Source organism: Pseudomonas cichorii (genome assembly GCF_003700275.1).
Classification (GTDB): Bacteria; Pseudomonadota; Gammaproteobacteria; order Pseudomonadales; family Pseudomonadaceae; genus Aquipseudomonas; species Aquipseudomonas cichorii_B.
Genome location: NZ_RBRE01000017.1, coordinates 114,901 through 139,931, shown reverse-complemented (window position 1 = coordinate 139,931; position 25,031 = coordinate 114,901). Strand labels below are relative to the sequence as shown.

At 60.3% G+C, this 25,031-nt stretch carries 22 protein-coding genes; 6 read left to right on the top strand and 16 right to left on the bottom strand.

Annotated elements, in window-relative coordinates; genetic code table 11:
* Positions 1–4: 4 nt before the first annotated feature.
* The 3 genes from choX (at position 5) to ALQ04_RS05535 (ending at position 4,179) form a co-directional block, all read left to right on the top strand.
* A complete protein-coding gene (choX, locus tag ALQ04_RS05545) occupies positions 5–931 on the top strand; it encodes a choline ABC transporter substrate-binding protein (RefSeq protein ID WP_122314905.1) in 927 nt (308 codons plus the stop codon).
* Positions 932–1,469: 538 nt separating this feature from the next.
* Entirely contained in the window at positions 1,470–2,801 is a 1,332-nt protein-coding gene (gene gltP / locus ALQ04_RS05540; protein WP_122314841.1) for a glutamate/aspartate:proton symporter GltP, read from the top strand.
* 136 nt (positions 2,802–2,937) lie between these two features.
* Entirely contained in the window at positions 2,938–4,179 is a 1,242-nt protein-coding gene (locus ALQ04_RS05535) for a nucleoside recognition domain-containing protein (RefSeq protein WP_122314840.1), read from the top strand.
* Positions 4,180–4,183: 4 nt separating this feature from the next.
* On the opposite strand, the gene ALQ04_RS05530 is transcribed toward ALQ04_RS05535, so the two are convergent.
* From ALQ04_RS05530 to exbB, 10 genes are all read right to left on the bottom strand, one after another.
* Complete coding sequence (locus tag ALQ04_RS05530) at positions 4,184–5,392, bottom strand: DUF5924 family protein (protein WP_122314839.1); 1,209 nt, start codon at positions 5,390–5,392, stop codon at positions 4,184–4,186.
* A gap of 105 nt (positions 5,393–5,497) precedes the next feature.
* Positions 5,498–6,877 carry a pitrilysin family protein gene (locus tag ALQ04_RS05525; protein ID WP_122314838.1) on the bottom strand — a complete coding sequence of 460 codons (1,380 nt, stop codon included), beginning with the start codon at positions 6,875–6,877 and terminating at the stop codon, positions 5,498–5,500.
* A 57-nt stretch (positions 6,878–6,934) separates the two neighbouring features.
* Positions 6,935–8,587, bottom strand: a complete 1,653-nt coding sequence (locus ALQ04_RS05520; protein WP_122314837.1) for a Na/Pi cotransporter family protein — start codon at positions 8,585–8,587, stop codon at positions 6,935–6,937.
* 266 nt (positions 8,588–8,853) lie between these two features.
* Complete coding sequence (locus tag ALQ04_RS05515; RefSeq protein WP_122314836.1) at positions 8,854–10,161, bottom strand: CitMHS family transporter; 1,308 nt, start codon at positions 10,159–10,161, stop codon at positions 8,854–8,856.
* A 327-nt stretch (positions 10,162–10,488) separates the two neighbouring features.
* Positions 10,489–11,883, bottom strand: coding sequence for an aminoacyl-tRNA deacylase and HDOD domain-containing protein (locus ALQ04_RS05510; RefSeq protein WP_122314835.1), 1,395 nt, complete (start codon positions 11,881–11,883; stop codon positions 10,489–10,491).
* An 86-nt stretch (positions 11,884–11,969) separates the two neighbouring features.
* Positions 11,970–14,045 (bottom strand): ATP-dependent DNA helicase RecG, encoded by a 2,076-nt coding sequence (recG, locus tag ALQ04_RS05505; protein WP_122314834.1) that lies wholly within the window; start codon positions 14,043–14,045, stop codon positions 11,970–11,972.
* A 9-nt stretch (positions 14,046–14,054) separates the two neighbouring features.
* The gene (locus tag ALQ04_RS05500) at positions 14,055–14,978 is read right to left on the bottom strand and encodes a hydrogen peroxide-inducible genes activator (RefSeq protein ID WP_122314833.1); all 924 of its coding nucleotides are present in this window, start codon (positions 14,976–14,978) and stop codon (positions 14,055–14,057) included.
* Positions 14,979–15,070: 92 nt separating this feature from the next.
* Complete coding sequence (locus ALQ04_RS05495; protein ID WP_122314832.1) at positions 15,071–15,817, bottom strand: energy transducer TonB; 747 nt, start codon at positions 15,815–15,817, stop codon at positions 15,071–15,073.
* Positions 15,814–16,239: a TonB system transport protein ExbD gene (gene exbD, locus ALQ04_RS05490; RefSeq protein WP_003377967.1), complete on the bottom strand. Its 426-nt coding sequence runs from the start codon at positions 16,237–16,239 to the stop codon at positions 15,814–15,816. The genes ALQ04_RS05495 and exbD overlap by 4 nt, the downstream gene beginning before the upstream one ends.
* 3 nt (positions 16,240–16,242) lie before the next feature.
* Entirely contained in the window at positions 16,243–17,214 is a 972-nt protein-coding gene (gene exbB / locus ALQ04_RS05485) for a tonB-system energizer ExbB (protein WP_122314831.1), read from the bottom strand.
* Between the two features lie 207 nt (positions 17,215–17,421).
* Here exbB and ALQ04_RS05480 point away from each other — a divergent pair, with 207 nt between their 5' ends.
* Positions 17,422–18,270, top strand: coding sequence for an SDR family oxidoreductase (locus ALQ04_RS05480; RefSeq protein ID WP_122314830.1), 849 nt, complete (start codon positions 17,422–17,424; stop codon positions 18,268–18,270).
* A 56-nt stretch (positions 18,271–18,326) separates the two neighbouring features.
* On the opposite strand, the gene ALQ04_RS05475 is transcribed toward ALQ04_RS05480, so the two are convergent.
* The 6 genes from ALQ04_RS05475 to ALQ04_RS05450 all read right to left on the bottom strand — a co-directional run bounded on the left by ALQ04_RS05475 (position 18,327) and on the right by ALQ04_RS05450 (position 23,601).
* Positions 18,327–19,064: a hypothetical protein gene (locus ALQ04_RS05475; protein WP_122314829.1), complete on the bottom strand. Its 738-nt coding sequence runs from the start codon at positions 19,062–19,064 to the stop codon at positions 18,327–18,329.
* A 54-nt stretch (positions 19,065–19,118) separates the two neighbouring features.
* Positions 19,119–19,499, bottom strand: a complete 381-nt coding sequence (locus ALQ04_RS05470; protein ID WP_025257877.1) for a RidA family protein — start codon at positions 19,497–19,499, stop codon at positions 19,119–19,121.
* Positions 19,500–19,523: 24 nt separating this feature from the next.
* Positions 19,524–21,629, bottom strand: a complete 2,106-nt coding sequence (gene spoT / locus ALQ04_RS05465) for a bifunctional GTP diphosphokinase/guanosine-3',5'-bis pyrophosphate 3'-pyrophosphohydrolase (protein WP_122314828.1) — start codon at positions 21,627–21,629, stop codon at positions 19,524–19,526.
* Between the two features lie 60 nt (positions 21,630–21,689).
* Positions 21,690–21,953: a DNA-directed RNA polymerase subunit omega gene (rpoZ, locus tag ALQ04_RS05460; protein ID WP_025257879.1), complete on the bottom strand. Its 264-nt coding sequence runs from the start codon at positions 21,951–21,953 to the stop codon at positions 21,690–21,692.
* Positions 21,954–22,100: 147 nt separating this feature from the next.
* Entirely contained in the window at positions 22,101–22,724 is a 624-nt protein-coding gene (gmk, locus tag ALQ04_RS05455; protein WP_122314827.1) for a guanylate kinase, read from the bottom strand.
* Between the two features lie 13 nt (positions 22,725–22,737).
* On the bottom strand, positions 22,738–23,601 hold the full coding sequence (locus tag ALQ04_RS05450; RefSeq protein WP_122314826.1) for a YicC/YloC family endoribonuclease: 864 nt from the start codon (positions 23,599–23,601) through the stop codon (positions 22,738–22,740).
* A gap of 283 nt (positions 23,602–23,884) precedes the next feature.
* Here ALQ04_RS05450 and rph point away from each other — a divergent pair, with 283 nt between their 5' ends.
* Positions 23,885–24,607: a ribonuclease PH gene (gene rph / locus ALQ04_RS05445; RefSeq protein WP_122314825.1), complete on the top strand. Its 723-nt coding sequence runs from the start codon at positions 23,885–23,887 to the stop codon at positions 24,605–24,607.
* A 42-nt stretch (positions 24,608–24,649) separates the two neighbouring features.
* The gene (locus tag ALQ04_RS05440) at positions 24,650–25,027 is read left to right on the top strand and encodes a DUF4870 domain-containing protein (RefSeq protein WP_122314824.1); all 378 of its coding nucleotides are present in this window, start codon (positions 24,650–24,652) and stop codon (positions 25,025–25,027) included.
* The last annotated feature ends 4 nt before the right edge of the window (positions 25,028–25,031 follow it).

Below are 25,031 nucleotides of genomic sequence, written 5' to 3'. Positions count from 1 at the left end.
TTGCATGAAAAAGTTATCCACAGCACTGGCAGTCGGTGTCATCACGCTCGGCAGCCTGACGGCTCATGCCGCCGAACCGAGCTGCAGCACGGTAAAAATGGCCGATCCGGGCTGGAGTGACATAGCCGCCACCAATGCCATTGCCGGATTGCTGCTCGATGGCCTGGGTTACAAGGCCAAGGTCGACACCCTGGCGGTACCAATCGCCTTTGGTGGCCTCAAGGACGGCCAGCTGGATGTGTTTCTGGGTAACTGGATGCCGGCGCAACAAGGCTTCTACGACAAGTTCGTGGCCACCGGTGATGTGACCCAGCTTGTCAAAAACCTGGAAGGCACCGAATTCACCCTGGCCGTGCCCGACTATGTCTGGGAAGCCGGCGTGCATGACTTTGCCGACCTGAACAAGTTTGCCGACAAGTTCAGCAAGAAAATCTACGGCATCGGTTCCGGCGCGCCAGCCAACCTGTCGCTGCAGGAGATCATCAAGAAAAACGAATTCGAGCTGGGTGACTGGAAACTGGTGGAGTCCAGCGAGCAGGCCATGCTGGCCGAAGTGAACCGCAACGTCAGGAGAAAGGCCTTCGTCGCCTTCCTGGGCTGGACACCGCACCCGATGAACGTGCAGATCAAAGGCATGCGTTACCTCAAGGGCGGCGAGAAATACTTCGGTGACACCGGCTCTGTCTACACCCTGACCCGCAAAGGTTACGCACAAGCCTGCCCGAATGTCGGCAAACTGCTGACCAACCTGAGTTTCACCCTGGACATGGAAAACAGCATCATGGCCGAGGTGGTGAACAAGAAAATCAGCAACACCGAAGCTGCAAAGGCCTGGATCAAGGCCAACCCGGCGGTTCTCGAAAAATGGCTCGACGGAGTGAAAACCATCGATGACAAGGATGCATTGGCGGCGGTGAAGGCCAGTTTGTAAGCCCTCTCTCAATAGAGATATCCATTTGAGTGTGCGCTTCTAGCGCACTCATCCAGGCGACAGAATATGTTGCTGAATGTATTTCCGGGCCACTATCGTTTTCCTCGGCCCGGATTCAGCCTGCATGGGCCCAAACAAGCCTTTCTTCATGCGTCCCGACGACCGTCGATCCAATAAATACAGCAGAAATCCTCTGCGGCTGGCCCTTGGGACACGCTGCCCTGGCAGCTTTTCCTTGCCAGGCTGAAAGCGACGTTCTAGCCACATGTGGGGGCAATAGGGACAACTTTTTTCTGTCGTTATTAGATACGAATTTTCGTTTTCATATGCCGATTCGGCATGAGGTAGTCGTTTATGGCATTAGACGTGTCCCCACGGCATGGGAATAGTTGCGCCTTTTTCGCCTGCTATAGAGCTTGGATGCTCGTCAGCGGTGACCTTCTCTTGGGCATTTTCGGCTTTGACACTGCTGGGGAAAAGGCAGTTTCAGCATGTCGGTTTTGGATATGTTCGAGCCACTAAAAATAAGGGTAGTTGAATGAAGAAGGCAAAGCTGAGTCTGGCCTGGCAGATTCTGATTGGACTGGTACTGGGTATTGCGCTCGGTGCGTTTCTCAACCACTTCAGTGCCGAGAAGGCCTGGTGGATCAGTAATATCCTGCAACCTGCAGGCGATATCTTCATTCGTCTTATCAAGATGATCGTGATCCCTATCGTGGTTGCATCGCTGGTCGTCGGTATTGCCGGCGTGGGCGACGCGAAGAAGCTGGGTCGCATCGGTCTCAAGACCATCATCTACTTTGAAGTCGTCACCACCATCGCGATTCTGGTCGGTCTGGTTCTGGCCAACGTGTTCCAGCCGGGCGCAGGCATCGACATGAGCACCCTGGGTACTGTCGATATCTCGAAGTACCAGCAGACCACTGCCGAGGTTCAGCACGATCACGCCTTTATCGCGACGATCCTCAACCTGATCCCTTCCAACATCTTTGCCGCCATGGCGCGTGGCGAAATGTTGCCGATCATCTTCTTCTCGGTGCTGTTCGGCCTGGGTCTTTCCAGCCTGCAGGACGACGTCCGCGAGCCGCTGGTCAAGATCTTCCAGGGCATTTCGGAAACCATGTTCAAGGTCACTCACATGATCATGAACTACGCGCCGATCGGTGTATTCGCGCTGATCTCGGTAACCGTGGCCAACTTCGGTTTTGCGTCGCTGCTGCCGCTGGCCAAGCTGGTGATCCTGGTTTACGTGGCCATCGCCTTCTTCGCTTTCGTGGTTCTGGGCCTGATCGCCCGCATGTTCGGCTTCTCGGTCGTGAAGCTGATGCGCATCTTCAAGGATGAGCTGATCCTCTCCTACTCCACCGCCAGCTCCGAAACGGTCCTGCCGCGTGTGATCCAGAAGATGGAAGCCTACGGTGCGCCGAAAGCCATCTGCAGCTTCGTGGTTCCGACCGGTTACTCGTTCAACCTCGACGGCTCGACGCTGTACCAGAGCATCGCGGCAATCTTCATTGCCCAGCTGTACGGCATCGACCTGTCGGTTGGCGCGCAGATGATGCTGGTCCTGACCCTGATGGTCACTTCCAAAGGCATCGCAGGCGTTCCAGGCGTGTCCTTCGTGGTGCTGCTGGCCACTCTGGGCAGCGCCGGTATTCCGCTGGAAGGCCTTGCGTTCATCGCCGGTGTCGACCGCATCATGGACATGGCGCGTACTGCCCTGAACGTGATCGGCAACGCTCTGGCGGTACTGGTTATCGCTCGTTGGGAAGGCATGTACGACGAAGCCAAGGGCCAGCGCTACTGGAACTCGCTGCCGCACTGGCGCAGCAAGGAGCCGGTTCCTGCTGCCGCTCCGCTGGCTGACTGATTGCTGACTGGCTGTACCGACAAACCCCGGACTTTCCGGGGTTTGTCGTTTCTGCAGTCTGGCGGTGCGGCGCTACGGATTTCCCTCAAGCCTGCCCCGCCGCTATCATCGCCGCATCTTGTGAGGGACATATCCGATGCTCAATGGCCTGTGGCTTGGTTTTTTTGTCGTTGCGTGCATTTCCGCTCTGGCGCAGTGGCTGGTTGGGGGGAACGCGGGCATTTTTGCCGCGATGGTCGAAAGCATCTTTGCGATGGCCAAGCTTTCGGTCGAAGTGATGGTTCTGCTGTTCGGTACCCTTACCCTCTGGCTGGGCTTCCTGCGCATTGCCGAGAAGGCCGGGATCGTCGACTGGCTGGCCAAGGTGCTGGGGCCGCTGTTTCTGCGCCTGATGCCCGAAGTGCCGCCCGGGCATCCGGCGCTCGGCCTGATCACCCTCAACTTCGCGGCCAACGCTCTGGGTCTGGATAACGCCGCCACGCCGATCGGCCTCAAGGCGATGCGTTCGCTACAGGAGCTGAACCCCAGCCAGACCATCGCCAGCAACGCCCAGATCCTGTTTCTGGTGCTCAACGCCTCGTCCCTGACCCTCTTGCCGGTCACCATCTTCATGTACCGCGCCCAGCAAGGTGCGCCGGATCCGACCATCGTGTTCCTGCCGATTCTGCTGGCGACCAGCGTCTCGACCTTTGTCGGCCTGCTGTCGGTTGCGTTCATGCAACGCCTGCGTCTGTGGGATCCAGTGGTGCTGGCTTATCTGATTCCGGGCGCGCTGCTGCTGGGCGGCTTCATGGCATTCCTCGGCACGCTATCGGCGGCGGCGCTGGCCGGCCTGTCTTCCATTCTGGGCAACCTGACACTGTTTGGTCTGATCATGTTGTTCATGATCATCGGTGCGCTGCGCAAGGTGCAGGTCTATGAGGCCTTTGTCGAAGGTGCCAAGGAAGGTTTCGACGTTGCCAGGAATTTGCTGCCGTATCTGGTGGCGATGCTCTGTGCGGTCGGCGTGTTGCGGGCTTCCGGCGCGCTGGACTTCGGCCTGGAAGGCATCCGCCATATGGTGGAGTGGCTGGGCTGGGATACCCGCTTCGTCGATGCCTTGCCGACCGCCATGGTCAAGCCGTTTTCCGGCAGCGCGGCGCGGGCGCTGCTGATCGAAACCATGCAGACCCAGGGCGTCGACAGCTTTGCTGCGCTGGCTGCGGCAACGATTCAGGGCAGTACCGAAACCACCTTTTACGTGTTGGCGGTGTATTTCGGCGCGGTCGGCATCCAGCGGGTGCGACATGCGGTGGGCTGTGCGCTGCTGGCGGAACTGTCGGGCGTCATCGCCGCGATTTTCGTCTGCTACTGGTTCTTTGGTGCGACCGCTGCCTGACCGATCATGGCGTGGCAGGAGCCGCAGGCGTTTCAGGTGCCGGTTCTGAGGCTGGCGGTTCCGGCTCCGGCTTCTGCTCCTGTTCTGGCTGCGGTTCTGGCTTTTGCTGCGGCTTCGGTTCCGGGGCAGCTTCCTCCCGGTCGCCACCCGGCTTGAGCTTGATCAGCCTGCCGGTTGGCCTGGTGACAGCCGGTTGATCGGTGTCGGTCACTTCAAAGCGCAATACGCCGATCATTTGCCCGTCTTCGGTCAGGACCCTGACCTGCCAGCGTCCGACCACGTCCTGCGGGAAGTTCTGCTTGTGGGTCCAGGCGCGATAGCCTTCCTTGCGTCCGCCATGGATATCCAGCGCGATGCGATCAACCTCTTCGCCGTTACGCCGCCAGACATGATAGATACGCTCTTCAAGGCCGCGTGGGGCGTTGATCGAGGTGTAGGCATACAGGCCGTCGCGGCGTAGCTGAGAAGCGCTTATCTGGCGGATGCTCTCGCCCGGCGTGCGGTTGCGGTTATCGAAGTCGGTGCTGACGGCCACTTCGGTCAGCCACAAGGTCGCAGGCGGCACCCAGGAACGCAGTAGCCAGCCCGCACTGCCCACCGCCAGGATCAGCGCCACGACCGCGACCCCGCGCCGCCAGGTATTGATCGGGAAGCTCGATGCCAGGCTGGGGAATGACAACAGCATGGCGGTGCCCAGTGCCAGTTTGTAGCTTTGCGAAGTCGTCAGGTTGAGGATGATGGGCAACGCCGTGAGCAGCGCCGCGAACAGCGTCAGGGTGTGCAGGGCCATGAACAGCCATCGGCGCGGCGCCAGCCATTTGTAATACAGCGGGTCGATGATCGAGATCAGCCCGGCGGCGCCCAGCAAGGCGGTGAACACCAATTGCCCGCTGTTCCAGGTGGTGGTGATGAAGAAGAACGGCAGGACGAAGAACAGGCTTTCCTGATGGATCAGTTGCGTGCCGTAACGCAGCACGCCTTGAGGTATTTCGCGGCCGAAGGTCTTGCTGAACAGCCGGACCACACTGTTTTCGATCATCAGCCATAGCCAGCTGACCAGCATCACCAGTGCGATCCAGGTGGCCAGCCCGGCCTGACGGTCCACCAGAATGAAACTGGCAATCCCGGAGATGAAACCGCCTGCCGCAATGACCCCCGGATAGCGCCTTATCAAACCAAGCGTGCGGGTTACGTAGGAGTTCCAGTCAGGCATTTTGGCGGTTCACTGTGATCGGCTTTGAAAATCCCGGCAGCATAGCAATGCCAAGGTTTGTGTAAATACCTGTTGTGGGCAAGCCCCTTCCCACGGGCGATTCGCTCATTGGCGAAGACGCCGGCGTCTGCTCCAGAAAATGCCCAGCCCGATCAACCCGGCCAGCGCCGCAGCCAACACATACAGATCGTCATAGCTGAACAGCGATTTCTCTATTCGCCAGTAACCGGGCTTGGCCAGCAATTGGCGCAGGGCATGGTTGGCTGTATCTAGGCTTACGGCCTTGATGCGCTTGGCCGGGTCGGCGAAGCGGCCGTTTTCGTAATCATTGAGTGCGCTCCAGTAATAATCTGCCAGAGCACTGTTGCCCTGCACTGCCCAGGCCTGGCGGGCGATGGCGGCCTGTTGCAGGCGGGCGAAGGTGGCTGGCTGCATGCCGTCCTTGCGCAGATGCTCAAGCAGATCGCGGACACTTTGTTCGGCCTCCTCGATGTCACTGCGTTCAAGGTCGGCATTGAGGCTCATGAACCCGACCTCACCGAAGACTTCACGGTCGGCCGACGGTCCATAGGACAGGCCGTGCTTGAGGCGCAGTTCGGTGTAGAGCGCCCAGTCCAGATAAGCCTCGACCAGTTCCCAGGTCTCGTCGTGCTGTTTGTCGAGCTGTGGTTCGGTGAAGGTCAGGTGCAGGCGTGCGCCCTCACCCAGCAAGCCGCGGGTCAGAGTGCGCGACGCTTCGGCCTGACCGTTGCTTTCTGCCAGTGGTGGATGCTCGATCGGATCGGTCGGGTTGAGCTGCCCGTAAGTGCGCTCCAGATAGCTGGGCAGCAGCCGGTCGAGATCGCCGACCATGATCAGGGTCATGTTGTTGGGCGCATACCAGCTCGCGAACACCTCTTCGACCTGTTTGAGAGTAATGTCGTCGACTTGCGGGCGTTCGGCGCATTTGAGGCCCATTTCAATTGCCAGTTGATTGCTTGCATTGGTGCCCGAATCGCGGCGATCCAGCAAGCGTTGCAGATGGGAAAAGTGGCCGCCGTCTTCGCGCTCGACAATGCGTTTCACCTCATCGAAGCGGCTCTGCAGCAGTTCCGTGTTGTTGAGCACTTCCAGCAACAGATCGAGGATCTTGCGCTGATTGCTGGCGGGAGCCTCGATGACGAAGGTAGTGTCGGCGTTGCTGGTGAACGCATTCCATTCGCCACCCAGGGCCTGCATGCGTTCTTCCAGGCCGCCTTCGCCGCTGTCGTCGGTGCCGCTGAACAGCAAATGCTCCAGCAGGTGCGGCAGTTCCTTGTCCTGGCAGGCAAAGTCATCGAAGCCGATACCGACCACCAGACGAATCGCGACATGACCCTTTTCATAACCTGGCTTGAGCAGCACTTGCAGGCCGTTGGGCAGCAGATAGCCCTCGACCTGAAGACGATCAAGGGCCAGCGAGGGAAGAGAACTCAGGAGCAGACAAGCGAACAGCAGGCAACGCATAAAACAGCTTTCCTTGCGGGCCGGTATGTTTAACAGACTTCGCTCTGCCCGGTACGTTCACACCGATTGTTCTTCGATAGTCTCGCTCGACAAGGCTCCGGTATCGGCGCTGCCCAGCACGGCATAGGCGCTGCTGCAGAACAACGAGTTGAGGCGTTTCATGTCAGCGATCAGCTCAAGATGCAGCGAACTGGTCTCGATGCTCTGCACGACCTTGCGCTGCAGGCGGCTGACATGAGCATGCGCCAGACGCCGCTCCAGTGCCCGGAAACGGCGTTTTTCCCGGAGCAACTGACGGGCGCTTTCTTCATCCGAACTGAGAAAGACCGACAGGCCCAGGCGCAGGTTGGATTGCAACTGCACCTGCAGATCGGCCAGTTCTTCCAGGCCCACTTCCGAGAACGAGCGACGCTGGGAAGTCTTCTGCTGCTGGATCTTGCGCAGCATGCGTTCGATCAGATCGCTGGCCAGTTCCAGGTTGATGGTCAGTTCGATGATTTCCGCCCAGCGCCGATTATCCTGCTCGCCCAGTTCTTCGCGAGGCATCTGCGCCAGGTACAGTTTGATTGCGCTGTACAGCGCCTCCACGTCGTCGTTGAGGCGACGTATTTCCTGAGTGACCGCCGTTTGCGTGCCGCGCAGCACTGCGAGCATCGAACCCAGCATGTTCTCGATCAAATCGCCCATGCGCAGGGTTTCGCGCACCGCATTGGCCAGCGCCAGGCTGGGAGTCGACAGGGCCGCGAGGTCCAGATGCCGTGCCCGAGCCGGGCCGCCGGTTTCCGCCTGATGGGGCAGCAGCGCCGCACACAGGCGCGCCATCGGGCCAACGGTGGGCAGCATCAACAGGCAGCGCGCGGTGTTGTAGACCAGATGAAAACCGATCACCAGTTCCTGCGGGCTGAAACCCAGCGACGAGAGCCAGTGCACCAGCGGGTCGAGCACCGGAATGATCAGCAGCAGGCCCAGCAGCTTGTACAGCAGGCTGCCCAGCGCCACTTGCCGACCGGCCACGTTCTGCATGCTGGTGCTGAGAAAGGCCAGCAGCCCGCTGCCGATGTTGGCGCCGATCACCAGGCCGATAGCCACCGGCAGGCCAATGATATCGGCGCCTGCCAGCGTGGCCGTCAGCAACACTGCCGCGAGGCTGGAATAGGAAATCAGCGCGAACAGTGCGCCGACCAGTGCATCGAGCAGCAGGTCGCCTGTCAGTGAGGCAAACAGCACTTTCATGCCCGTGGCCTGGGTGATCGGCGCGCTGGCACTGACGATCAACTGCAAGGCCAGAACGATCAGGCCGAGTCCGATGGCGACCCGACCCAATTGACCAGCGCGGGTCTGCTTGCGCGACAGGAAGAAAATCACACCGAGGAAAATCAGCAGCGGCGAAAGCCAGGACAGATCCAGAGTCAGCACGCGGGACATCAAGGCCGTGCCCACATCGGCGCCGAGCATGATCGCCAGCGCCGGCGTCAGCTTCATCAGGCCCTGGCCCACGAATGACGTTACCAGCATGGCGGTGGCGTTGCTGCTCTGCACCAGTGCGGTGACCAGAATACCGGCGATGAACGCCAGCGGCCGTTTGGACATGTTCTGGCTGAGGACGCGACGCAACTGCGCGCCATACACGCGAAGAATCCCGGTACGCACGATATGCGTGCCCCAGATCAGCAGGGCAACGGCGGATAACAGATCGAGCAGGGTCAGCATACAGAGAGCCTCCCTGAGTTGCCCCATTCAGGGCGAAGGATTGAAAGTGCAGCGTGTAGCGAGCGGGATGCTTTTATGACGCTCTACTAAAGCTTGTAGTCGGCCTTTGGCCTTGGCGCCAGCATTGCACAGGTACTGATCTATTGAAATAAAACTGTCATGAATCAGCATATTGACGTCGCTGAGAGAACAGCGACAGTGGTTACAGCTTTTTTGACTGCCACTCGCCGCCAGCGATCAGGCTGGCGGCGAAGCGGGCTTTCAGGTCACGCCGCGCTGAAAAACGGGAAGATACCCATCATCAATGCCGCGATCAGGATGCAGATGCAGACCAGGATTGCCCATTTCAGGGTGAAGCGCTGGTGGTCACCAAAGTCGATACCGGCCAGAGCCACCAGCAGGTAGGTCGATGGAACCAGCGGGCTGAGCAGGTGAACCGGCTGACCGACGATAGAGGCGCGAGCCATTTCCACCGGCGTGATGCCGTAGTGGGCCGCTGCTTCGGAGAGCACTGGCAGTACGCCGAAGTAGAACGCATCGTTGGACATGAAGAAGGTGAACGGCATGCTGACCAGTGCAGTGATGACGGCCAGGTAAGGCCCCATCGCTTCCGGAATAACGGTCAGCAGGCTTTTCGACATGGCGTCGACCATACCGGTGCCGGTCAGGATGCCGGTGAAGATACCGGCGGCGAAGATCAGGCCGACCACCGACAGAACGCTGCCGGCGTGCGCCGAAACGCGGTCCTTCTGGTCCTGCAGGTTCGGATAGTTGATGATCATCGCGATACTGAACGCGATCATGAACAGGACCGGCAGAGGCAGCAGGCTCATCATCAGGGCAACCATCAGGGCCAGAGTCAGGGCACCGTTGAACCAGATCATCTTCGGACGACGGGCATCCGGGAACTGCGAAACACTGATTTCGCTGTGATCGATTTCATCGCCTTGCAGATGCAGCTCACCCAGACGGGCACGCTCACGTTTGCCGTAGAAGTAGGCAATCGCCAGGATCGCGACCACACCGGCCAGCATTGCCGGGATCATCGGTACGAAAATATCCGACGCATCGACATGCAGGGCGCTGGCTGCGCGAGCGGTCGGCCCGCCCCATGGCGTCATGTTCATCACGCCGCCGGCCAGAATGATCAGGCCTGCCATGATGCGCGGGCTCATGCCGACGCGGCTGTAGAGCGGCAGCATGGCGGCAACACAGATCATGTAGGTAGTCGCGCCGTCACCGTCCAGGGAAACCACCAGCGCCAGTACGGCAGTACCGACCGAAATGCGCATCGGGTCGCCTTTGACCATTTTCAGGATCTTGCGCACGGCCGGGTCGAACAGGCCCGAGTCGATCATCAGTGCGAAGTAGAGAATCGCGAACATCAGCATGACGCCGGTTGGCGCCAGCTTGGTGATGCCAGCCAGCATCATCGGGCCGATCTGCGGACCGAAGCCGCCGAACAGGGCAAAAATGATAGGTACGATGATCAGGGCAATCAGCGCGGTCATGCGTTTGCTCATGATCAGGTACATGAACGCAATAACCATGGCAAAGCCAAGGAAAGTCAGCATAGGAATACTCCAGGCGTAATACGGCTACAGAACGACGAAACGAACGAATCAGCTCAGAAGAAGCAATACGTGGAGTGGAGGCGCAAGGAGGGTGTACATCGGGGTATCAGCAAGCATCGGAATCACCATTATTCTTGTTAATTGGGCCGGAAAGTGCGGGAACACGTTTCCTGGCTAGCCGGTCTTTTGCCGGTGGTGAGCCGATCCTAAATGCAGAAGCTTTCACTTACCTTTCAATTTGCGTGATTCGCGAATCAATTCGCTCCTACGGGGGGCAAGTTCGCGAATGAATTCACTGTGGGAGCGAATTCATTCGCGAAAGGAAGATCAGGCGAACTGGGATGCCAGTTCACGCAGCATGGCTTCGGCTTCCAGAACCTTTCTGACCGACTCGTTGGCCTTTTCACGGGTCAGGCCCAGGCGCTCGAACAACTCGTCCGGAATCTCCTGCTGCGGCCCCGAACCGATGCCGTTGGCGCGCAGCAGGCGCACCGCCAGATAGATCAAGTTGGCGTATTCGCAATGCTTGCCGGCGTAGTGCGGGTCATGCTGGAAGCGCAGGGCGGTGGACAACTCGTCCGGCATATCCCAGTAACGCATCAGCCAGGCGCCGATCTGCTCGCGGCTGATCCCCAGCAAGTGGTGTTCCACGTAGCTGTGATGCAGGTGCGGATTGACCTCGAGCTGGCGGCAGATCAGCGAGAAATGTGGCGGGAACACGTGGGCCAGCAGCAGGTAGCCGAAATTGTGCAGCAAACCGGCCAGATAGGTCAGGCCACCTTCGGGACGCTTGGGGCGCGGGATGGCGCGTGTCAGGCCTTCGATGACGGCAGCCGTGTAGATCGACTGCTGCCAGTAAGGCGTCGTCTGCTGCGGATGGTCCTTGGGCAGACTCAGGGTCTTGCCCAGCGCCAGGCCCAGCGCCAGGTTGATGACCAGATCGAAACCCAGCACCCGGACAATGGCGTCTTCGACCGAGCGGATCTTGCCGGTCGAGGCGTAGTAAGGCGAAGCGGCCCAACTGACGACCTGGGCTGCCAGTGCCGGGTCGGTTTCAACTACGCCGGTAATGTCATCGATGGTGGCGTCAGGATCGACACGCAGCTTGATGATCTTCTGCGCGGTACCGGCCAGCGGAGGAATTTCCAGGGTCGCTTCCAGACGCTGCTGGATACGCCGTGCCGTGAAGGCATGCATGGCCTGGGTGATTTCTTCGCGGTCATCATCGGGACGATCAAGGTTGGGATGAATGCCGCTCAGCAGTTCGCCAAAATGCGCGGCACTGGCCTTGCTCAGCATGCCCTTGAAGTCTTCGCTGCTGATTTCCAGCAGCACGCCCGGCTCTCCGGAGCCGATCAACAGCGCAGGTTCCTGCAGCAGGCGATCGTCATACAGACACGGCGAACTGGTCAGCGCCGGCAGGCCCGGCAAGGCATGCAGGCTGTGTTTGGCGAGCATGCGCACCAGACGGTCATGAGGCAGTGCTGCCAGCTGGCGACCGGTCAACTCGGTGATCCGGTTCAGGTCCAGCAACTGGCTTTGCGGAAACAGGATCAGCAGCGCACCAACAGCGTCTTCGACCAATACGGCCTGGACCTTGCGCGATGCCGGCAGGCTCGCGTCATCCGGGACTTCGTTATAGCGGATGGCCAGTTTTTCAAGCAACTGCCGGATTACCGACGGGGCTTGGTGAGAGTCATCGACGTGGGCAGCTTCTGTCATGGTCTGTGTCCGTTTTCCTACAATCACGGCAGTATAACCACCTTATTTGTTTTGGGCCGCATGCGCTTCCCAAAGCGTTGCCTGCGTCACACCTGTCCGTATTGTTGGCCGTGTCTCAACCAGCGTTCGAGCAAGGGGCTCACATGTTGTGGCCAACGCTCCAAAAGCGCGTGGGCTGCATCTCGCACGGCAGGTAGCAAATCGGCATCACGCATCAGGTCGGCCACCTTGAATTGCAGGAGGCCCGTTTGTCGGGTTCCGAGCATTTCGCCCGGACCACGCAGTTCGAGATCCTTTTCGGCGATGACGAAGCCGTCATTGGTCTCACGCATGATGCCCAGACGCTGCCGGCCGATCTGCGACAGCGGCGGATGGTAGAGCAGCACGCAATGGCTGACCGCGCTGCCGCGGCCTACCCGGCCACGCAACTGATGCAGTTGTGCAAGCCCGAGGCGCTCGGGGTTCTCGATGATCATCAGGCTGGCGTTGGGTACGTCGACGCCGACTTCAATGACGGTCGTCGCCACCAGCAGTTGCAGGGCGCCCTGCTTGAACTCGGCCATGATGGCGGCCTTTTCCGCAGGCTTCATGCGCCCATGGATCAGCCCGACACGCAGCTCGCCCAGGGCGCTGCTCAGTTCCTCGAACGAGGTTTCGGCGGCCTTGCAGGTCAGCTCTTCGGACTCTTCGATCAGCGTGCAGACCCAATAGGCCTGGCGCCCTTCGGCGCAGGCGGCACGTACCCGCTCGATGACTTCGACGCGGCGGCTGTCGACCACCAGTACGGTGTTGACCGGGGTCCGGCCGGGCGGCAGTTCGTCGAGGATCGAGGTATCCAGGTCGGCGTAGGCGCTCATGGCCAGGGTCCGCGGAATCGGGGTCGCGGTCATGATCAACTGATGCGGGCACATCATGCCGCCCACGCCTTTCTTGCGCAGGGCCAGACGTTGCTGCACGCCGAAGCGGTGCTGTTCGTCGATGATGACCAGTGCCAGGTTCTTGAACTGCACTTCGTCCTGGAACAGTGCATGAGTGCCCACCACCATCGGCGTGCCGCTGGCGATCTGTTCCAGTGAAGTGGTACGCGCCTTGCCCTTGAGCTTGCCGGCCAGCCACGCCACGTCCACGCCCAGCGGTTCGAGCCAGCGCTGGAAGTTGATGTAATGCTGCTCGGCGAGGATTTCGGTGGGCGCCATCAACGCCACCTGATAACCGGCTTCCAGTGCTTGCAGGGCCGCGAGGGCGGCGACCACGGTCTTGCCCGCGCCGACATCGCCCTGGATCAGGCGCAGCATGGGCTCCGGCTGGCTGAGGTCGTAGGCCACTTCCTTGCCGACGCGCTGCTGGGCGCCGGTCGGCGGGAAGCCGAGATTGGCCAGGAACTGCCTGGGCAGTTTCTTCGCCAGCGGCAGGGCCGGGGCATGCTGTGCGCGCAGGCTTTCACGCAGGCGTTGCTGCGACAATTGATGGGTCAGCAATTCCTCGAAGGCCAGGCGGTGTTGCGCCCAGTGATGGCCCAGAGCGAGTTCTTCGACATCGGCATCGGCAGGCGGGTGATGCAGGTAGCGGATGGCGTCATCCAGCGGGGCGAGTTGATAGTCGCGAGCCAGTTCTTCAGGCAGCCAGTCCGGCAGGCTCTTCGGACCGAGCATCGCCAGGCTCTGCTGGCAGAGCTGGCGCAGGCGTTGCTGGGTCAGGCCTTCGGTGGACGGATAGATCGGGGTAAGCGTCTGCTCTACCGGCGGCGGTTCATCACCGGTCAGGGCACGGTATTCCGGGTGGTAGATTTCCAGACCCGACGCCCCGGGTCTGGCTTCGCCGAAACAGCGCAGGTGCGTGCCGCGCTTCATGCTGTCCTTCTGCGCGTTGCTGAAGTGATAGAAGCGCAGGCTGACCACGCCCGTGCCGTCACCCAGGCGCACCAACAGGCTACGGCGCTTGCCCATGACCACGTCGGCGCCACTGACCACGCCTTCGATCACCGCATCCTGGCCGGGGCGCAACGCGCCGATGGGGACGACGCGGGTCCGGTCCTGATAACGCAGCGGCAGGTGAAACAGCACATCCTGCAGGTTTTCCAGACCCACCTTTGCCAGCTTTTCAGCCATGGCCTCGCCGACGCCCTTGAGCGCCGTGACCGAGACTTTGGAAAGCTCGCTCATGTTCTCTGCCTAGCTTGCTTCTGTTTTTGGACGAGCCACGGAACACAGGCGTACGGAGTCAGCAAGAATCTCGATTGCCTTGGGCCTTGGGAAACTGGCACGCCAGGCGATGGCGACCGTACGGAAAGGTACGGGAGCCGTCAGCGGACGAACTTCGATCACGCCAGGTGCATAGTGATGGCTGTCGACGGCGGACAACGGCAGAATCGAAATCCCCAGTCCGGAAGCGACCATATGGCGAATGGTTTCCAGCGAGCTGGATTCCACGGTCGTATGCTTGGCGCCCTCGCCGCCCTTGGTCAGCGTCGGGCAGGCCTCCAGGACCTGATCGCGGAAGCAGTGACCTTCGCCGAGCAACAGCAGGCTCTTGTCGTTCAATGCCGAGGCATCGATGCTCTCTTTCTGGGTCCATGGATGATTGGCCGGCATCAGCACCGAGAACGGTTCATCGTAGAGTGGCAGGGTCAAGACATCGGCTTCGTTGAAAGGCAAGGCGATGATGACCGCGTCCAGCTCACCGTTGCGCAGCTTGTCGCGCAGTACGTGAGTGAAGTTCTCTTCGATGTACAACGGCATTTGCGGGGCGACCCGGTGCAGTTGCGGAATCAGATGCGGGAACAGATACGGACCGACCGTATAGATGGCGCCGACTTTAAGCGGGGCTGTCAGTTGATTCTTGCCGGCCTGGGCCAGTTCGCGGATGCCTTGGGCCTGCTCCAGCACCTTCTGGGCCTGGGCAACGATGCCCTCACCGACAGGCGTTAGACGTACAGCACTTTTGCTGCGCTCGAAAATCAGCACACCAAGTTCATCTTCAAGCTTTTTCACACCCACGGAGAGCGTGGGCTGGCTGACATGACAACGTTCGGCGGCGTGGCCGAAGTGCTGTTCCTGAGCAAGCGTAACGATATAGCGCAATTCTGTAAGGGTCATAACGTGCGTCCATGAAGTTGCGGCCCCAGCATAGCGGGTGCAATCGATAGACGCACGTTATCAGAAGCACTCATGAGTAACAAAAGTGTTATTCAGCGTTTATCCAGTGAATAAACGAAGGGTGCCAGGATCTCGATCGTGCCGTTGTTCAGTGTTTCAGCCGGCGGCTTGGGCAAAGGTTGAGCACGACGGATCATCTCCATGGTGGCTCGGTCCAGTGCCGGACTGCCTGAAGTGCTGGCAATCGCATAGGACAAGACGTTGCCATCCGCATCGACCACGAAGCGCAGGCGGGCTACCCCTTGCATGCCGCGACGGCGGGCATCCTCGGGATACTTCTTGTACTTGGCCAGGTGCCTTAGCAAATCGCTCTGCCAGCTTGGCAGGGCCGTGCTGGGTGGCGACGGCGGGCTAGGCGGCGTCGGTGCTGCTGACTTCTCGGGCTTTGCCGTTGTCGGTGGGGTATCCACCGGTTTTTCGTCGGCCGGCTTTTCCTGTGGCGGCTCAGGCTTCTTCTGCGGCTTTGGCGGCTGCGGTTTTGGCTTGGGCTTTTCCACTTTCTTGGGAACCGCGATTTCCGGCTTCGGTGCTTCTGCCAGTTGCGGCAGCGGTACTTCTTCTTCCGGTGCTGGCGGTTGTGGCGGCTGGACGACCTTGGGCGGCGGTGGCGGTGCGATCTCGGGCAACGGGGCCAGTTCGACCATCATGGCAGCCGGCGGCAGCTCGATGGCCTGCGATGCGGGCCAGCGCAGTGCGACGATGACCGCGATGGCATGCACAGCCAGCACCAACAACAGACTACCGCTATAGCGCGTCAGTTTTTGGCGCGTAGTGATCATTTTTTACCAACCGTCTCAAGACCAACCAAACCTACTTTCAGGTAGCCAGCACCGCGCAGGGTGTTCATGACTTCCATCAGGTCGCCGTAATCCACGCCCTTGTCGGCCTGGAAGAAGATGGTGGTGTCTTTCTTGCCCTTGGTCCTGGCATCCAGTACCTGGCCAATCTGCTCGCGAGCGACTTTCTCTTCGCCCAGGTACAGGCTCTTGTCAGTCTTGACGCTGAGGAAGATCGGCTTTTCGGGCCGGGGTTGCGGTGTGGCGGTGGAGGCTGGCAGGTCGACCTTGATGTCCACTGTGGCCAGCGGTGCTGCGACCATGAAGATGATCAGCAGCACCAACATGACGTCGATGAACGGCGTCACGTTGATTTCATGGTTCTCGGCGAGATCGTCGCCGCCTTCGTTAAGATGCAGGCCCACGTCTTAGCCCACCTTTACCATGTGCGGTTGCTGTTGGTTGCGCTCGCTTTCCGGCAGGTGATCCAGGTCGCGGCTGACCAGCAGCAGCACCTGGGCCGAAGCGTCCGAAACCTGTGCCTTGTAGCCGGCGATGGAGCGGGCGAAGACGTTGTAGATCACTACGGCAGGAATCGCTGCAACCAGACCCAGTGCGGTAGCCAGCAGGGCCTCGGCGATGCCGGGAGCAACGACCGCCAGGTTGGTGGTCTGGGTCTTGGCGATGCCGATGAAGCTGTTCATGATGCCCCACACTGTACCGAACAGACCGACGAAGGGTGCGGTCGAACCGATGGTGGCGAGCACGCCGGTGCCGGTGCTCATGTTGCGGCCACAGGCAGCGACCAGGCGCTCAAGGCGGAAGCTGACACGCTCCTTGATGCCCTCACGCTCGCGGCTGTTGGCGGAAAGGCGCATTTCTTCCAGGGCGTCGTGAACCAGCAGATGGGCCAGGGTCCCTTCCTTGTTGGCGCTCTGGCTGGCGTCGCTCAGGGAGCGGGCCTTTTTCAGGCCGGCGATTTCAACGCGCAGGCGACGTTTGGCGCCCAGCAGCTCGAAGCCCTTGGCGATCCAGATGGTCCAGGTGATGATCGAAGCGATGACCAGACCGATCATGACGGCTTTCACGACCACGTCGGCGTTCTGATACATGCCCCACGGCGACAGATCGTGAGCCATGCCAAGACCGGCTTCTTCAACCACAGGCTCCAGCGTATCGACAGGCGCAGCGGCATCAGGCTGGGCAGCAGGTGCGGGAGTTGCAGCCGGCGCTGCCGGAGCAGCGGCAGCCGCCTGTTGTGTCGGAGCAGCAGGTGCAGCCTGGTCAGCGAGAGCGACAGGTGCGAGCATCAGGCTCAACACAAGAGCAGCCACACCACGCCATGCACGTGGCAGGCGAGGTAGCTTGGTTGGCGAAGCGGGTGATTGAATACGTGTCATGCTGGCCTGACCTGAAATGAAAATAATGGTTGTTCCGGGACGTCGCGTTATAGGCTCGACAGGGGTGCGGGAACAAATGGACGGGTATTATTGCAAATCGTTCTTGTTAACAGAAGATATAATATATCTTTTTTTTAATTAATAGCGTCAAGCCTCTATGTTCTGGCTGTTCAACGACTCTTATCGATTGTTATGTGGAGGTCTCACGTGTCTGCCCCAACCGTTCTGATTGCTGGCTGCGGAGATATAGGTTCTCGTCTGGCCAGTCTGTTATTGCCTCATCAATGGCAGGTGCATGGATTGCGCCGTGATACATCGCGGTTGCCCGAAGGCGTGATCCCGGTGAAGGGGGATCTGTTCGACTGGGTGGAGCCGCAGGGCTGGCCGACGTCGGCCATCGATTATCTGGTGTATTGCGCCACGCCTGCAGAAAGGGATGAACAGGGCTATCGCCGCGCCTACGTCGATGGCCTGGCTCAGGTCCTGCGCTGGATGCAGCAGCACGGCCAGCAGCCCCGGCGGGTGGTGTTCGTTTCCAGCAGCGGTGTGTATGGGCAACAACATGGCGAGTGGGTCGATGAAACCTCGGCAACCGAACCGTCGAGCTATACCGGGACGGTGATGCTGGAGGCCGAACAGGTTGCGCTCAACAGTGGCTGGCCTGCCACGGTGGTGCGTCTGACGGGGATTTACGGTCCTGGCCGCAACGACCTGTCCAATCGTGTGCGTCAGGGCCATAGCGTACGCAGCGAGCCACCGGTCTATGCCAATCGTATTCATGCCGATGATGCGGCGAGCTTGCTGGCCTGCCTGCTCCAGGCCGATGCGCGGGGCGTGGTGCTTGAGGATTGCTATCTGGGTGTCGATGACGATCCGGCGGCACTCGCCGATGTGGTGGCCTGGATACGTGAGTATCTGGGGGTTACCGAGTGGTCTGAGGCGGTCAGCGTGCAGCGCGTGGGCAGCAAGCGATGCAGCAATGCCAGGGCGCGGGCGTTGGGCTGGGCGCCGAAGTATGCGGATTATCGTGCGGGATATGCGGCGTTGCTGGGATAGTGCCGGGAAGGCAGGCTCGGCCGATTGATGGGGCCGAGCCTGTTTTCATCGATGGATTACTGCTGTTCCAGCAACCAGCGACGCGGGCCCGGACGCAGTTGCGGCATCTCGTCGGACCTGGCTTCGTTGAGAGCCTGGAAGATTTCCAGTTGCTTGCCTTTGCGGGCAAAGATCCATGGATTGCCTTGTTCGTTCTTTTCCAGCCACATGCTGTCGTATTCACCGCTCATGGCTGCGCAATCGCCAGCCAGGCACAGGGCGTAGCGATCGTTTTCCGGAAGACCCTGAACACTGCCGTCAGGCAGGAACTGCACAGTGCTGCCCTGGCCGTCGCCGCTGACGATGGTCCATTTGCCGCCCATGTAGGCGCCATACAGGGCTTTTTCAAAGCTGCTGCCCGGCGGCGCGCCGTCTGCAGCAGGGTTTTCCGGCTTCTCGAAGTGCTGTTCCGGGCCTGATTCGCTGGCGGCCTGCACCAGGCTGTCGCCCTTGACTGTCAGGTCTTCGGCGAAGTTGCCGTAGAAGTTGATGTGCAGCTTGCCGTCGGCAGCGCTGGCAATCTTGCCTTCGCCCAACTCGAAACCGTTGGAATAGGTGGCCTGGTTGGCTTTGGTGTTGACCTGCCATTCCAGGTTCGGGCCATTGGCGAGCAGGGCTTCGCGCAGGTTGCCGCCTTTGACGGCAGCGTCGATGGCGGTCTGGTTGATCCAGGTGCCGTCAGGGTTGCGGTCGGCGTGGCTGGCGCAGCCACTCAGGATGGCGGCCAGCAGTGAGATGGCGAGCGCGGAGCGCATAACGGAGTCCTTCCTTTGCAGGGAGCGGAGCGGCTGGCGCCCCGCCGCAATGATTTATTCGATGACCAGAATGGCGTCCATTTCGACCTGGGCGCCACGAGGCAGAGCTGCAACGCCAATGGCGGCGCGTGCCGGGTAAGGCTGCTCGAAGTATTTGCCCATGATCTCGTTGACCTTGGCGAAGTTGCCCAGATCGGTCAGGAAGATGTTCAGTTTGACGATGTCCTTGAAGGAACCACCGGCTGCTTCAGCGACAGACTTGAGGTTCTCGAAGACCTGAACGATCTGTGCTTCGATGCCTTCGACCAGTTCCATGCTTTTCGGGTCCAGCGGGATCTGCCCGGACATGTAGACGGTATTGCCAGCCTTGATCGCCTGGGAGTAAGGGCCGATGGCCGCAGGTGCCTTGTCGCTGGTGATGACGGTCTTGGTCATGAAGAACTCCTGATGATGGGGTGGCTAGGCGCGCATGCGGGTGATTCGTGTAACCCCGGCCAGGGCGCGCAGTTTCTTGATCACGCGGGCCAGATGCACGCGGTCGTGAACGCTGACGACCAGCTGGACCACGCTGATGCGGCCATCGCGCTCGTCCATGCTGATCTTTTCGATGTTGCCGTCGGCGGCGTTGACGCTGCTGGCCAGCAGGGCAATCAGGCCGCGCTGGTGTTCCAGCTCGACGCGCAGCTCGACATTGAACTCACCGGTGACATCCTTGGCCCAGGACAGCTGGATGCACTTCTCGGGGTTGTGGCGGATTTCGCTGATATTGCGGCAGTTGTCCAGGTGCACGACCATGCCTTTGCCTGCGGACAGGTGGCCGACAATCGGGTCGCCGGGGATTGGCGTGCAGCACTTGGCGTAACTGAGTACCAGGCCTTCGGTGCCGCGAATCGCCAGCGGGCCTTCGGGGCTTGGCAACTGGTCGCCTTCGCCGAGCAGGCGGCGGGCTACTACATAGGCCATGCGATTGCCCAGGCCGATGTCTTCGAGCAGGTCTTCCAGCACTTCGACGCGATATTCGGCCAGAACCAGCTGGATGCGTTCGTTCTCGATCTTGTCCAGCGTGGACTCGAAGCCGTTGAGTACCTTGTTCAGCAGGCGTTCGCCGAGGCTGATGGACTCGGAGCGGCGTTGCAGCTTCAGGGCATGGCGAATGTGCGTGCGCGCCTTGCCGGTCACGACGAAATTCAGCCAGGCCGGGTTCGGGCGTGCGCCGGGCGCGCTGACGATTTCGACGGTCGAGCCGCTTTGCAGGGGTTCGGACAGCGGAGCCAGCCTGCGGTTGATCCGGCAGGCGATGCAGCTGTTGCCGACGTCGGTGTGTACCGCGTAGGCGAAGTCCACGGCCGTGGAGCCTTTGGGCAGCTCCATGATCCGGCCTTTGGGCGTGAAGACGTAGACCTCGTCCGGGAACAGGTCGATCTTCACGCTTTCAATGAATTCCAGGGAGTTGCCAGCACGTTGCTGCATCTCCAGTACGCCTTTGACCCATTGGCGGGCGCGGGCGTGGGTGCCCTTGGGCTGTTCGTCGTCGGTGGACTTGTACAGCCAGTGTGCGGCAATCCCGTTGTTGGCCATTTCTTCCATTTCGCGGGTGCGAATCTGGATTTCGATGGGTACGCCATGCATGCCGAACAACGTGGTATGCAACGACTGATAGCCGTTGGCCTTGGGAATTGCGATGTAATCCTTGAAGCGACCGGGCAGCGGCTTGTACAGATTATGTACAGCGCCTAGCACGCGATAGCAGGTATCGACCTTGTCGACGATGATCCGGAAGGCGTAGACATCCATGATTTCGTTGAAGGCGCGACGCTTGCCGCGCATCTTCTTGTAGATGCCGTACAGGTGTTTCTGCCGCCCGCTGACCTCGCCTTCGATACCGTCCACGGCCAGGCAATGGCTCAGGGATTCCTCGATCTTGTTGACCAGTTCCTTGCGATTGCCCCGGGCGCGCTTGACTGCCTGGTGGATGCGCGAAGAGCGCATCGGGTACATGGCCTTGAAACCCAGGTCCTCGAATTCGATGCGAACGCTATGCATGCCCAGGCGGTTGGCGATGGGAGCATAGATTTCGAGGGTTTCCTTGGCGATGCGGCGGCGTTTTTCGCCGGACAGGACTTCCAGCGTACGCATGTTGTGCAGGCGGTCGGCGAGCTTGACCAGGATCACGCGAATGTCGCGAGCCATGGCCATGGCCATTTTCTGGAAGTTTTCCGCCTGGGCTTCGGCCTTGGTCTCGAAGTTCATCTGGGTCAGCTTGCTGACCCCGTCGACGAGTTCGGCCACGGTTTCGCCGAATTGAAGGCAGAGTGCTTCCTTGGCAATTCCGGTGTCTTCGATCACGTCATGCAGCATCGCGGCCATCAGGCTCTGATGGTCCATGTGCATGTCGGCAAGAATGCTCGCTACTGCAAGCGGGTGCGTAACGTAGGCTTCGCCGCTACGACGGCGCTGGCCGTCGTGGGCTTGTTCGGCGTAGTAATACGCTCGGCGGACCAGATTGACCTGGTCCTTGCCGAGGTAGGCCGAAAGGCGGTCGGCGAGGGCGTCTATGCTCGGCAAGGCGTTACTCCCTGCACGTGGCTTTTACCCTGCGTCGTACTACGTCGCCCCGGCATAGGCTTAGACGGCCTCGCTGGACTCGTCCTCGAACGCTGCAAACAGTGGTTCATCTTCGACGATTTCAGCTTCTGCGATGACAGCGTAATCCATCAGGCCAGCTGCGATTTCGCGCAGGGCAACGACGGTAGGCTTGTCGTTTTCCCAAGCCAGCTTGGGTTCCTTGCCGCCAGTAGCGAGTTGGCGCGAGCGCTTGGTAGCGAGCATGACCAGCTCGAAGCGGTTATCGACGTGTTCCAGGCAGTCTTCAACAGTCACGCGGGCCATGGGTATTCCTCGTAGCAAATGCGTATGCGCGGTGCCCGGATGGGCGAGCGGACTCGGTAGTTTACAAGCGGTTAGCCACAAGCTTCAAGCGGCACGCCACGGGCCGGGTGTTGCGGACCGCCCGAAAGGTCGGTCCGCAAGATCGCTTCAGGCCAGTAACTCATTGAATAACTGGCTGTATTTCTCTTCCTGATGCTTCAGGTTAAGGCGATTGGCGCGGAAGATGGCTTTCAGGTCTTCGAGTGCGTGGGCGAAGTCGTCGTTGACCACGATCGAGTCATATTCCTTGTAGTGACTCATTTCGCTGACGGCTTCGCGCATGCGGGCATCGATGATCTCGTCGCTGTCCTGGCCGCGGTTGGTCAGGCGCTGACGCAAGGCCTGCTGGGTTGGCGGCAGGATGAAGATCGAGCGCGTCTCTGGCATCTGCTTGCGAACCTGCTGGGCGCCTTGCCAGTCGATTTCCAGAATCAGGTCGTGGCCTTCGTCGAGAACCTGTTGCAGATGGCTTTGCGACGTACCGTAGAGATTGCCGAACACTTCGGCCTGCTCCAGGAAATCACCGTTGTCGATCATGCGGGTGAACTCGGCACGATCAACGAAGTGATAGTTCACGCCATCGGCCTCACCGGGACGCATGGCCCGGGTGGTGTGGGAAACCGAAACGCGGACTTGCTGCTCCGGGTCGTCGATCAGGGCCTTGACCAGACTGGTCTTGCCTGCGCCGGACGGAGCAGAAATGATGTACAGGGTACCGGTGCTGTGGGTCATGTCAGGTTTAGCCTTACTCAATATTCTGTACTTGTTCACGCATCTGCTCGATCAACACCTTGAGGTTGACGGCGGCTTGTGTGCTGCGTGGGTCGAAGGCCTTGGAGCCCAAAGTGTTGGCTTCGCGGTTGAGTTCCTGCATCAGGAAGTCCAGGCGACGGCCCGCCTGCCCGCCGGTCTTGAGCACGCGACGCACTTCCGTGACGTGGGTGCTCAGGCGATCCAGCTCTTCGGCGACATCGCTTTTCTGTGCCAGCAGGACCATTTCCTGTTCCAGGCGCTGCGGATCCAGCTCGGCCTTCATGTCGGCAAAGCGATCCATGATCTTCTGCCGCTGGGCGGCCAGCATCTGTGGCACCAGGGTGCGCAGGGTGGCGACTTCCTGGGTGATCGAGGTCAGTCGCTCATCGAGCAGCCGGGCCAGGTCCGCGCCTTCGCGGCCGCGACCGTTCTTCAGTTCGCCGAGCGCTTCGTTGAAAAGTGCCAGGGCTGCACTGTTGAGGGCCTGCGGGTCTGCTGCGTCGGCCACCAGCACGCCGGGCCAGGCCAGCACTTCCAGCGGATTGAGGGCCGCGGGCTGCTTGATCAGGCCGGCTACGCTCTCGGCGGCGGCGATCAACTGTCGGGCGCGTTCGCGATCCACCTGCAGCGGTTTGCCGGCTGTTTCTTCCACGAAGCGCAGGGTGCATTCGACCTTGCCACGCGACAATCCCTGGCGCAGGGCTTCGCGAATCGCGCCTTCCAGGTCACGGAAGGACTCCGGCAGGCGCAGATGCGGCTCAAGGTAGCGGTGATTGACCGAGCGCAGCTCCCAACTCAATGTGCCCTGGGCGCCGGCCTGTTCGACTCGGGCAAAGGCCGTCATGCTGTGCACCATAGGAATTACCTCTTGATTCGGTCCATGAGCGCGGTCGCGTTGCGCTCACTGAAGTCGTAAAAGCCGACAGGCTGCAAAGGCGCAGGATTGTAGCGCAGTGCGGCGCAGGCTCCCAATCCGCGAATGTGACAAGTGTTGCAAGCTGAGCGGTCAGCGCTGTAAAGCCCGGTTCCAGAGCCTTTGACGTACCTGGTATCGCTATTCCCGACTTTTAGATGTGCCCAGCTTCTGTTGTGACCTCTATACTGCTCGGCAGTTTTCCGTCCCAGTACAGGTATTCCAGATGAAACGTCCAAGTGGCCGCGCCGCCGATCAGCTCCGTCCGATCCGCATCACCCGCAACTACACCAAGCACGCCGAAGGTTCTGTGCTGGTCGAGTTCGGTGACACCAAGGTGATCTGCACGGTCAGCGTCGAAAACGGCGTGCCACGCTTTCTCAAGGGTCAGGGCCAGGGCTGGCTGACTGCCGAATACGGCATGCTGCCACGTGCTACCGGCGAGCGTAACCAGCGCGAAGCCAGCCGTGGCAAACAAGGTGGCCGTACCCTGGAAATCCAGCGTCTGATCGGCCGTTCGCTGCGCGCTGCACTGGACATGTCCAAGCTGGGCGACGTCACCCTGTATGTCGATTGCGATGTGATCCAGGCCGATGGCGGTACTCGCACGGCTTCCATCACCGGCGCCATGGTTGCGCTTGCCGATGCCTTGAAAGTGATCAAGAAGCGCGGCGGCCTCAAGGGCGGCGACCCGCTCAAGCAGATGATCGCTGCCGTATCCGTGGGCATGTATCAGGGCGAGCCAGTGCTGGACCTGGATTACCTGGAAGATTCCGCAGCCGAGACTGACCTGAACGTGGTCATGACCAGCGCCGGTGGTTTCATCGAGGTTCAGGGTACTGCCGAAGGTGCGCCGTTCCAGCCTGAAGAGCTGAACGCCATGCTGGCCCTGGCCCAGAAAGGCATGACCGAACTGTTTGAGTTGCAGCGGGCCGCATTGGCCGACTGACTTGTGCGCTGTAAAGACATGCGCAGTAAAAAGGAGCCGTAGATGAGTGACAGCCAGTTTAACAAGCCTGCCCTTGCCAAACCGTCCCGGGAGGTTCGTCAGTGGGCGATGTTCTGTCACCTGGTGGCTTTGTGCGGGCTGTTCTTCCCGTTCGGCCATCTGCTGGGGCCGCTGATTATCTGGCAACTCAAGAAGGATACCGACCCGTTCATTGATGCGCAGGGCAAGGAAGCGCTGAACTTCCAGATCACGGTTTCTATTGCCGCGACTGTCAGCCTGCTGCTGTTCGTGTTGGTCATCGGGATTCCGATGTTGTTGCTGGTCGGCATCGGTGCGATGGTTCTGACGATCATTGCCGGGGTCAAGGCCAATGAAGGCGTGGACTACCGTTATCCGTTCACCTGGCGTCTGCTGAAGTAACCGC

Coding starts and splice junctions, on each gene's coding strand:
- rpoZ (WP_025257879.1), bottom strand. CDS start 21,953: ATGGCCCGCGTGACTGTTGAAGACTGCCTGGAACACGTCGATAACCGC.
- ALQ04_RS05510 (WP_122314835.1), bottom strand. CDS start 11,883: ATGACAGAAGCTGCCCACGTCGATGACTCTCACCAAGCCCCGTCGGTA.
- ALQ04_RS05535 (WP_122314840.1), top strand. CDS start 2,938: ATGCTCAATGGCCTGTGGCTTGGTTTTTTTGTCGTTGCGTGCATTTCC.
- ALQ04_RS05500 (WP_122314833.1), bottom strand. CDS start 14,978: ATGACCCTTACAGAATTGCGCTATATCGTTACGCTTGCTCAGGAACAG.
- ALQ04_RS05530 (WP_122314839.1), bottom strand. CDS start 5,392: ATGCCTGACTGGAACTCCTACGTAACCCGCACGCTTGGTTTGATAAGG.
- ALQ04_RS05470 (WP_025257877.1), bottom strand. CDS start 19,499: ATGACCAAGACCGTCATCACCAGCGACAAGGCACCTGCGGCCATCGGC.
- ALQ04_RS05440 (WP_122314824.1), top strand. CDS start 24,650: ATGAGTGACAGCCAGTTTAACAAGCCTGCCCTTGCCAAACCGTCCCGG.
- ALQ04_RS05520 (WP_122314837.1), bottom strand. CDS start 8,587: ATGCTGACCCTGCTCGATCTGTTATCCGCCGTTGCCCTGCTGATCTGG.
- ALQ04_RS05525 (WP_122314838.1), bottom strand. CDS start 6,877: ATGCGTTGCCTGCTGTTCGCTTGTCTGCTCCTGAGTTCTCTTCCCTCG.
- recG (WP_122314834.1), bottom strand. CDS start 14,045: ATGAGCGAGCTTTCCAAAGTCTCGGTCACGGCGCTCAAGGGCGTCGGC.
- ALQ04_RS05515 (WP_122314836.1), bottom strand. CDS start 10,161: ATGCTGACTTTCCTTGGCTTTGCCATGGTTATTGCGTTCATGTACCTG.
- gmk (WP_122314827.1), bottom strand. CDS start 22,724: ATGACCCACAGCACCGGTACCCTGTACATCATTTCTGCTCCGTCCGGC.
- ALQ04_RS05495 (WP_122314832.1), bottom strand. CDS start 15,817: ATGATCACTACGCGCCAAAAACTGACGCGCTATAGCGGTAGTCTGTTG.
- ALQ04_RS05475 (WP_122314829.1), bottom strand. CDS start 19,064: ATGCGCTCCGCGCTCGCCATCTCACTGCTGGCCGCCATCCTGAGTGGC.
- choX (WP_122314905.1), top strand. CDS start 5: ATGAAAAAGTTATCCACAGCACTGGCAGTCGGTGTCATCACGCTCGGC.
- exbB (WP_122314831.1), bottom strand. CDS start 17,214: ATGACACGTATTCAATCACCCGCTTCGCCAACCAAGCTACCTCGCCTG.
- ALQ04_RS05450 (WP_122314826.1), bottom strand. CDS start 23,601: ATGGTGCACAGCATGACGGCCTTTGCCCGAGTCGAACAGGCCGGCGCC.
- rph (WP_122314825.1), top strand. CDS start 23,885: ATGAAACGTCCAAGTGGCCGCGCCGCCGATCAGCTCCGTCCGATCCGC.
- gltP (WP_122314841.1), top strand. CDS start 1,470: ATGAAGAAGGCAAAGCTGAGTCTGGCCTGGCAGATTCTGATTGGACTG.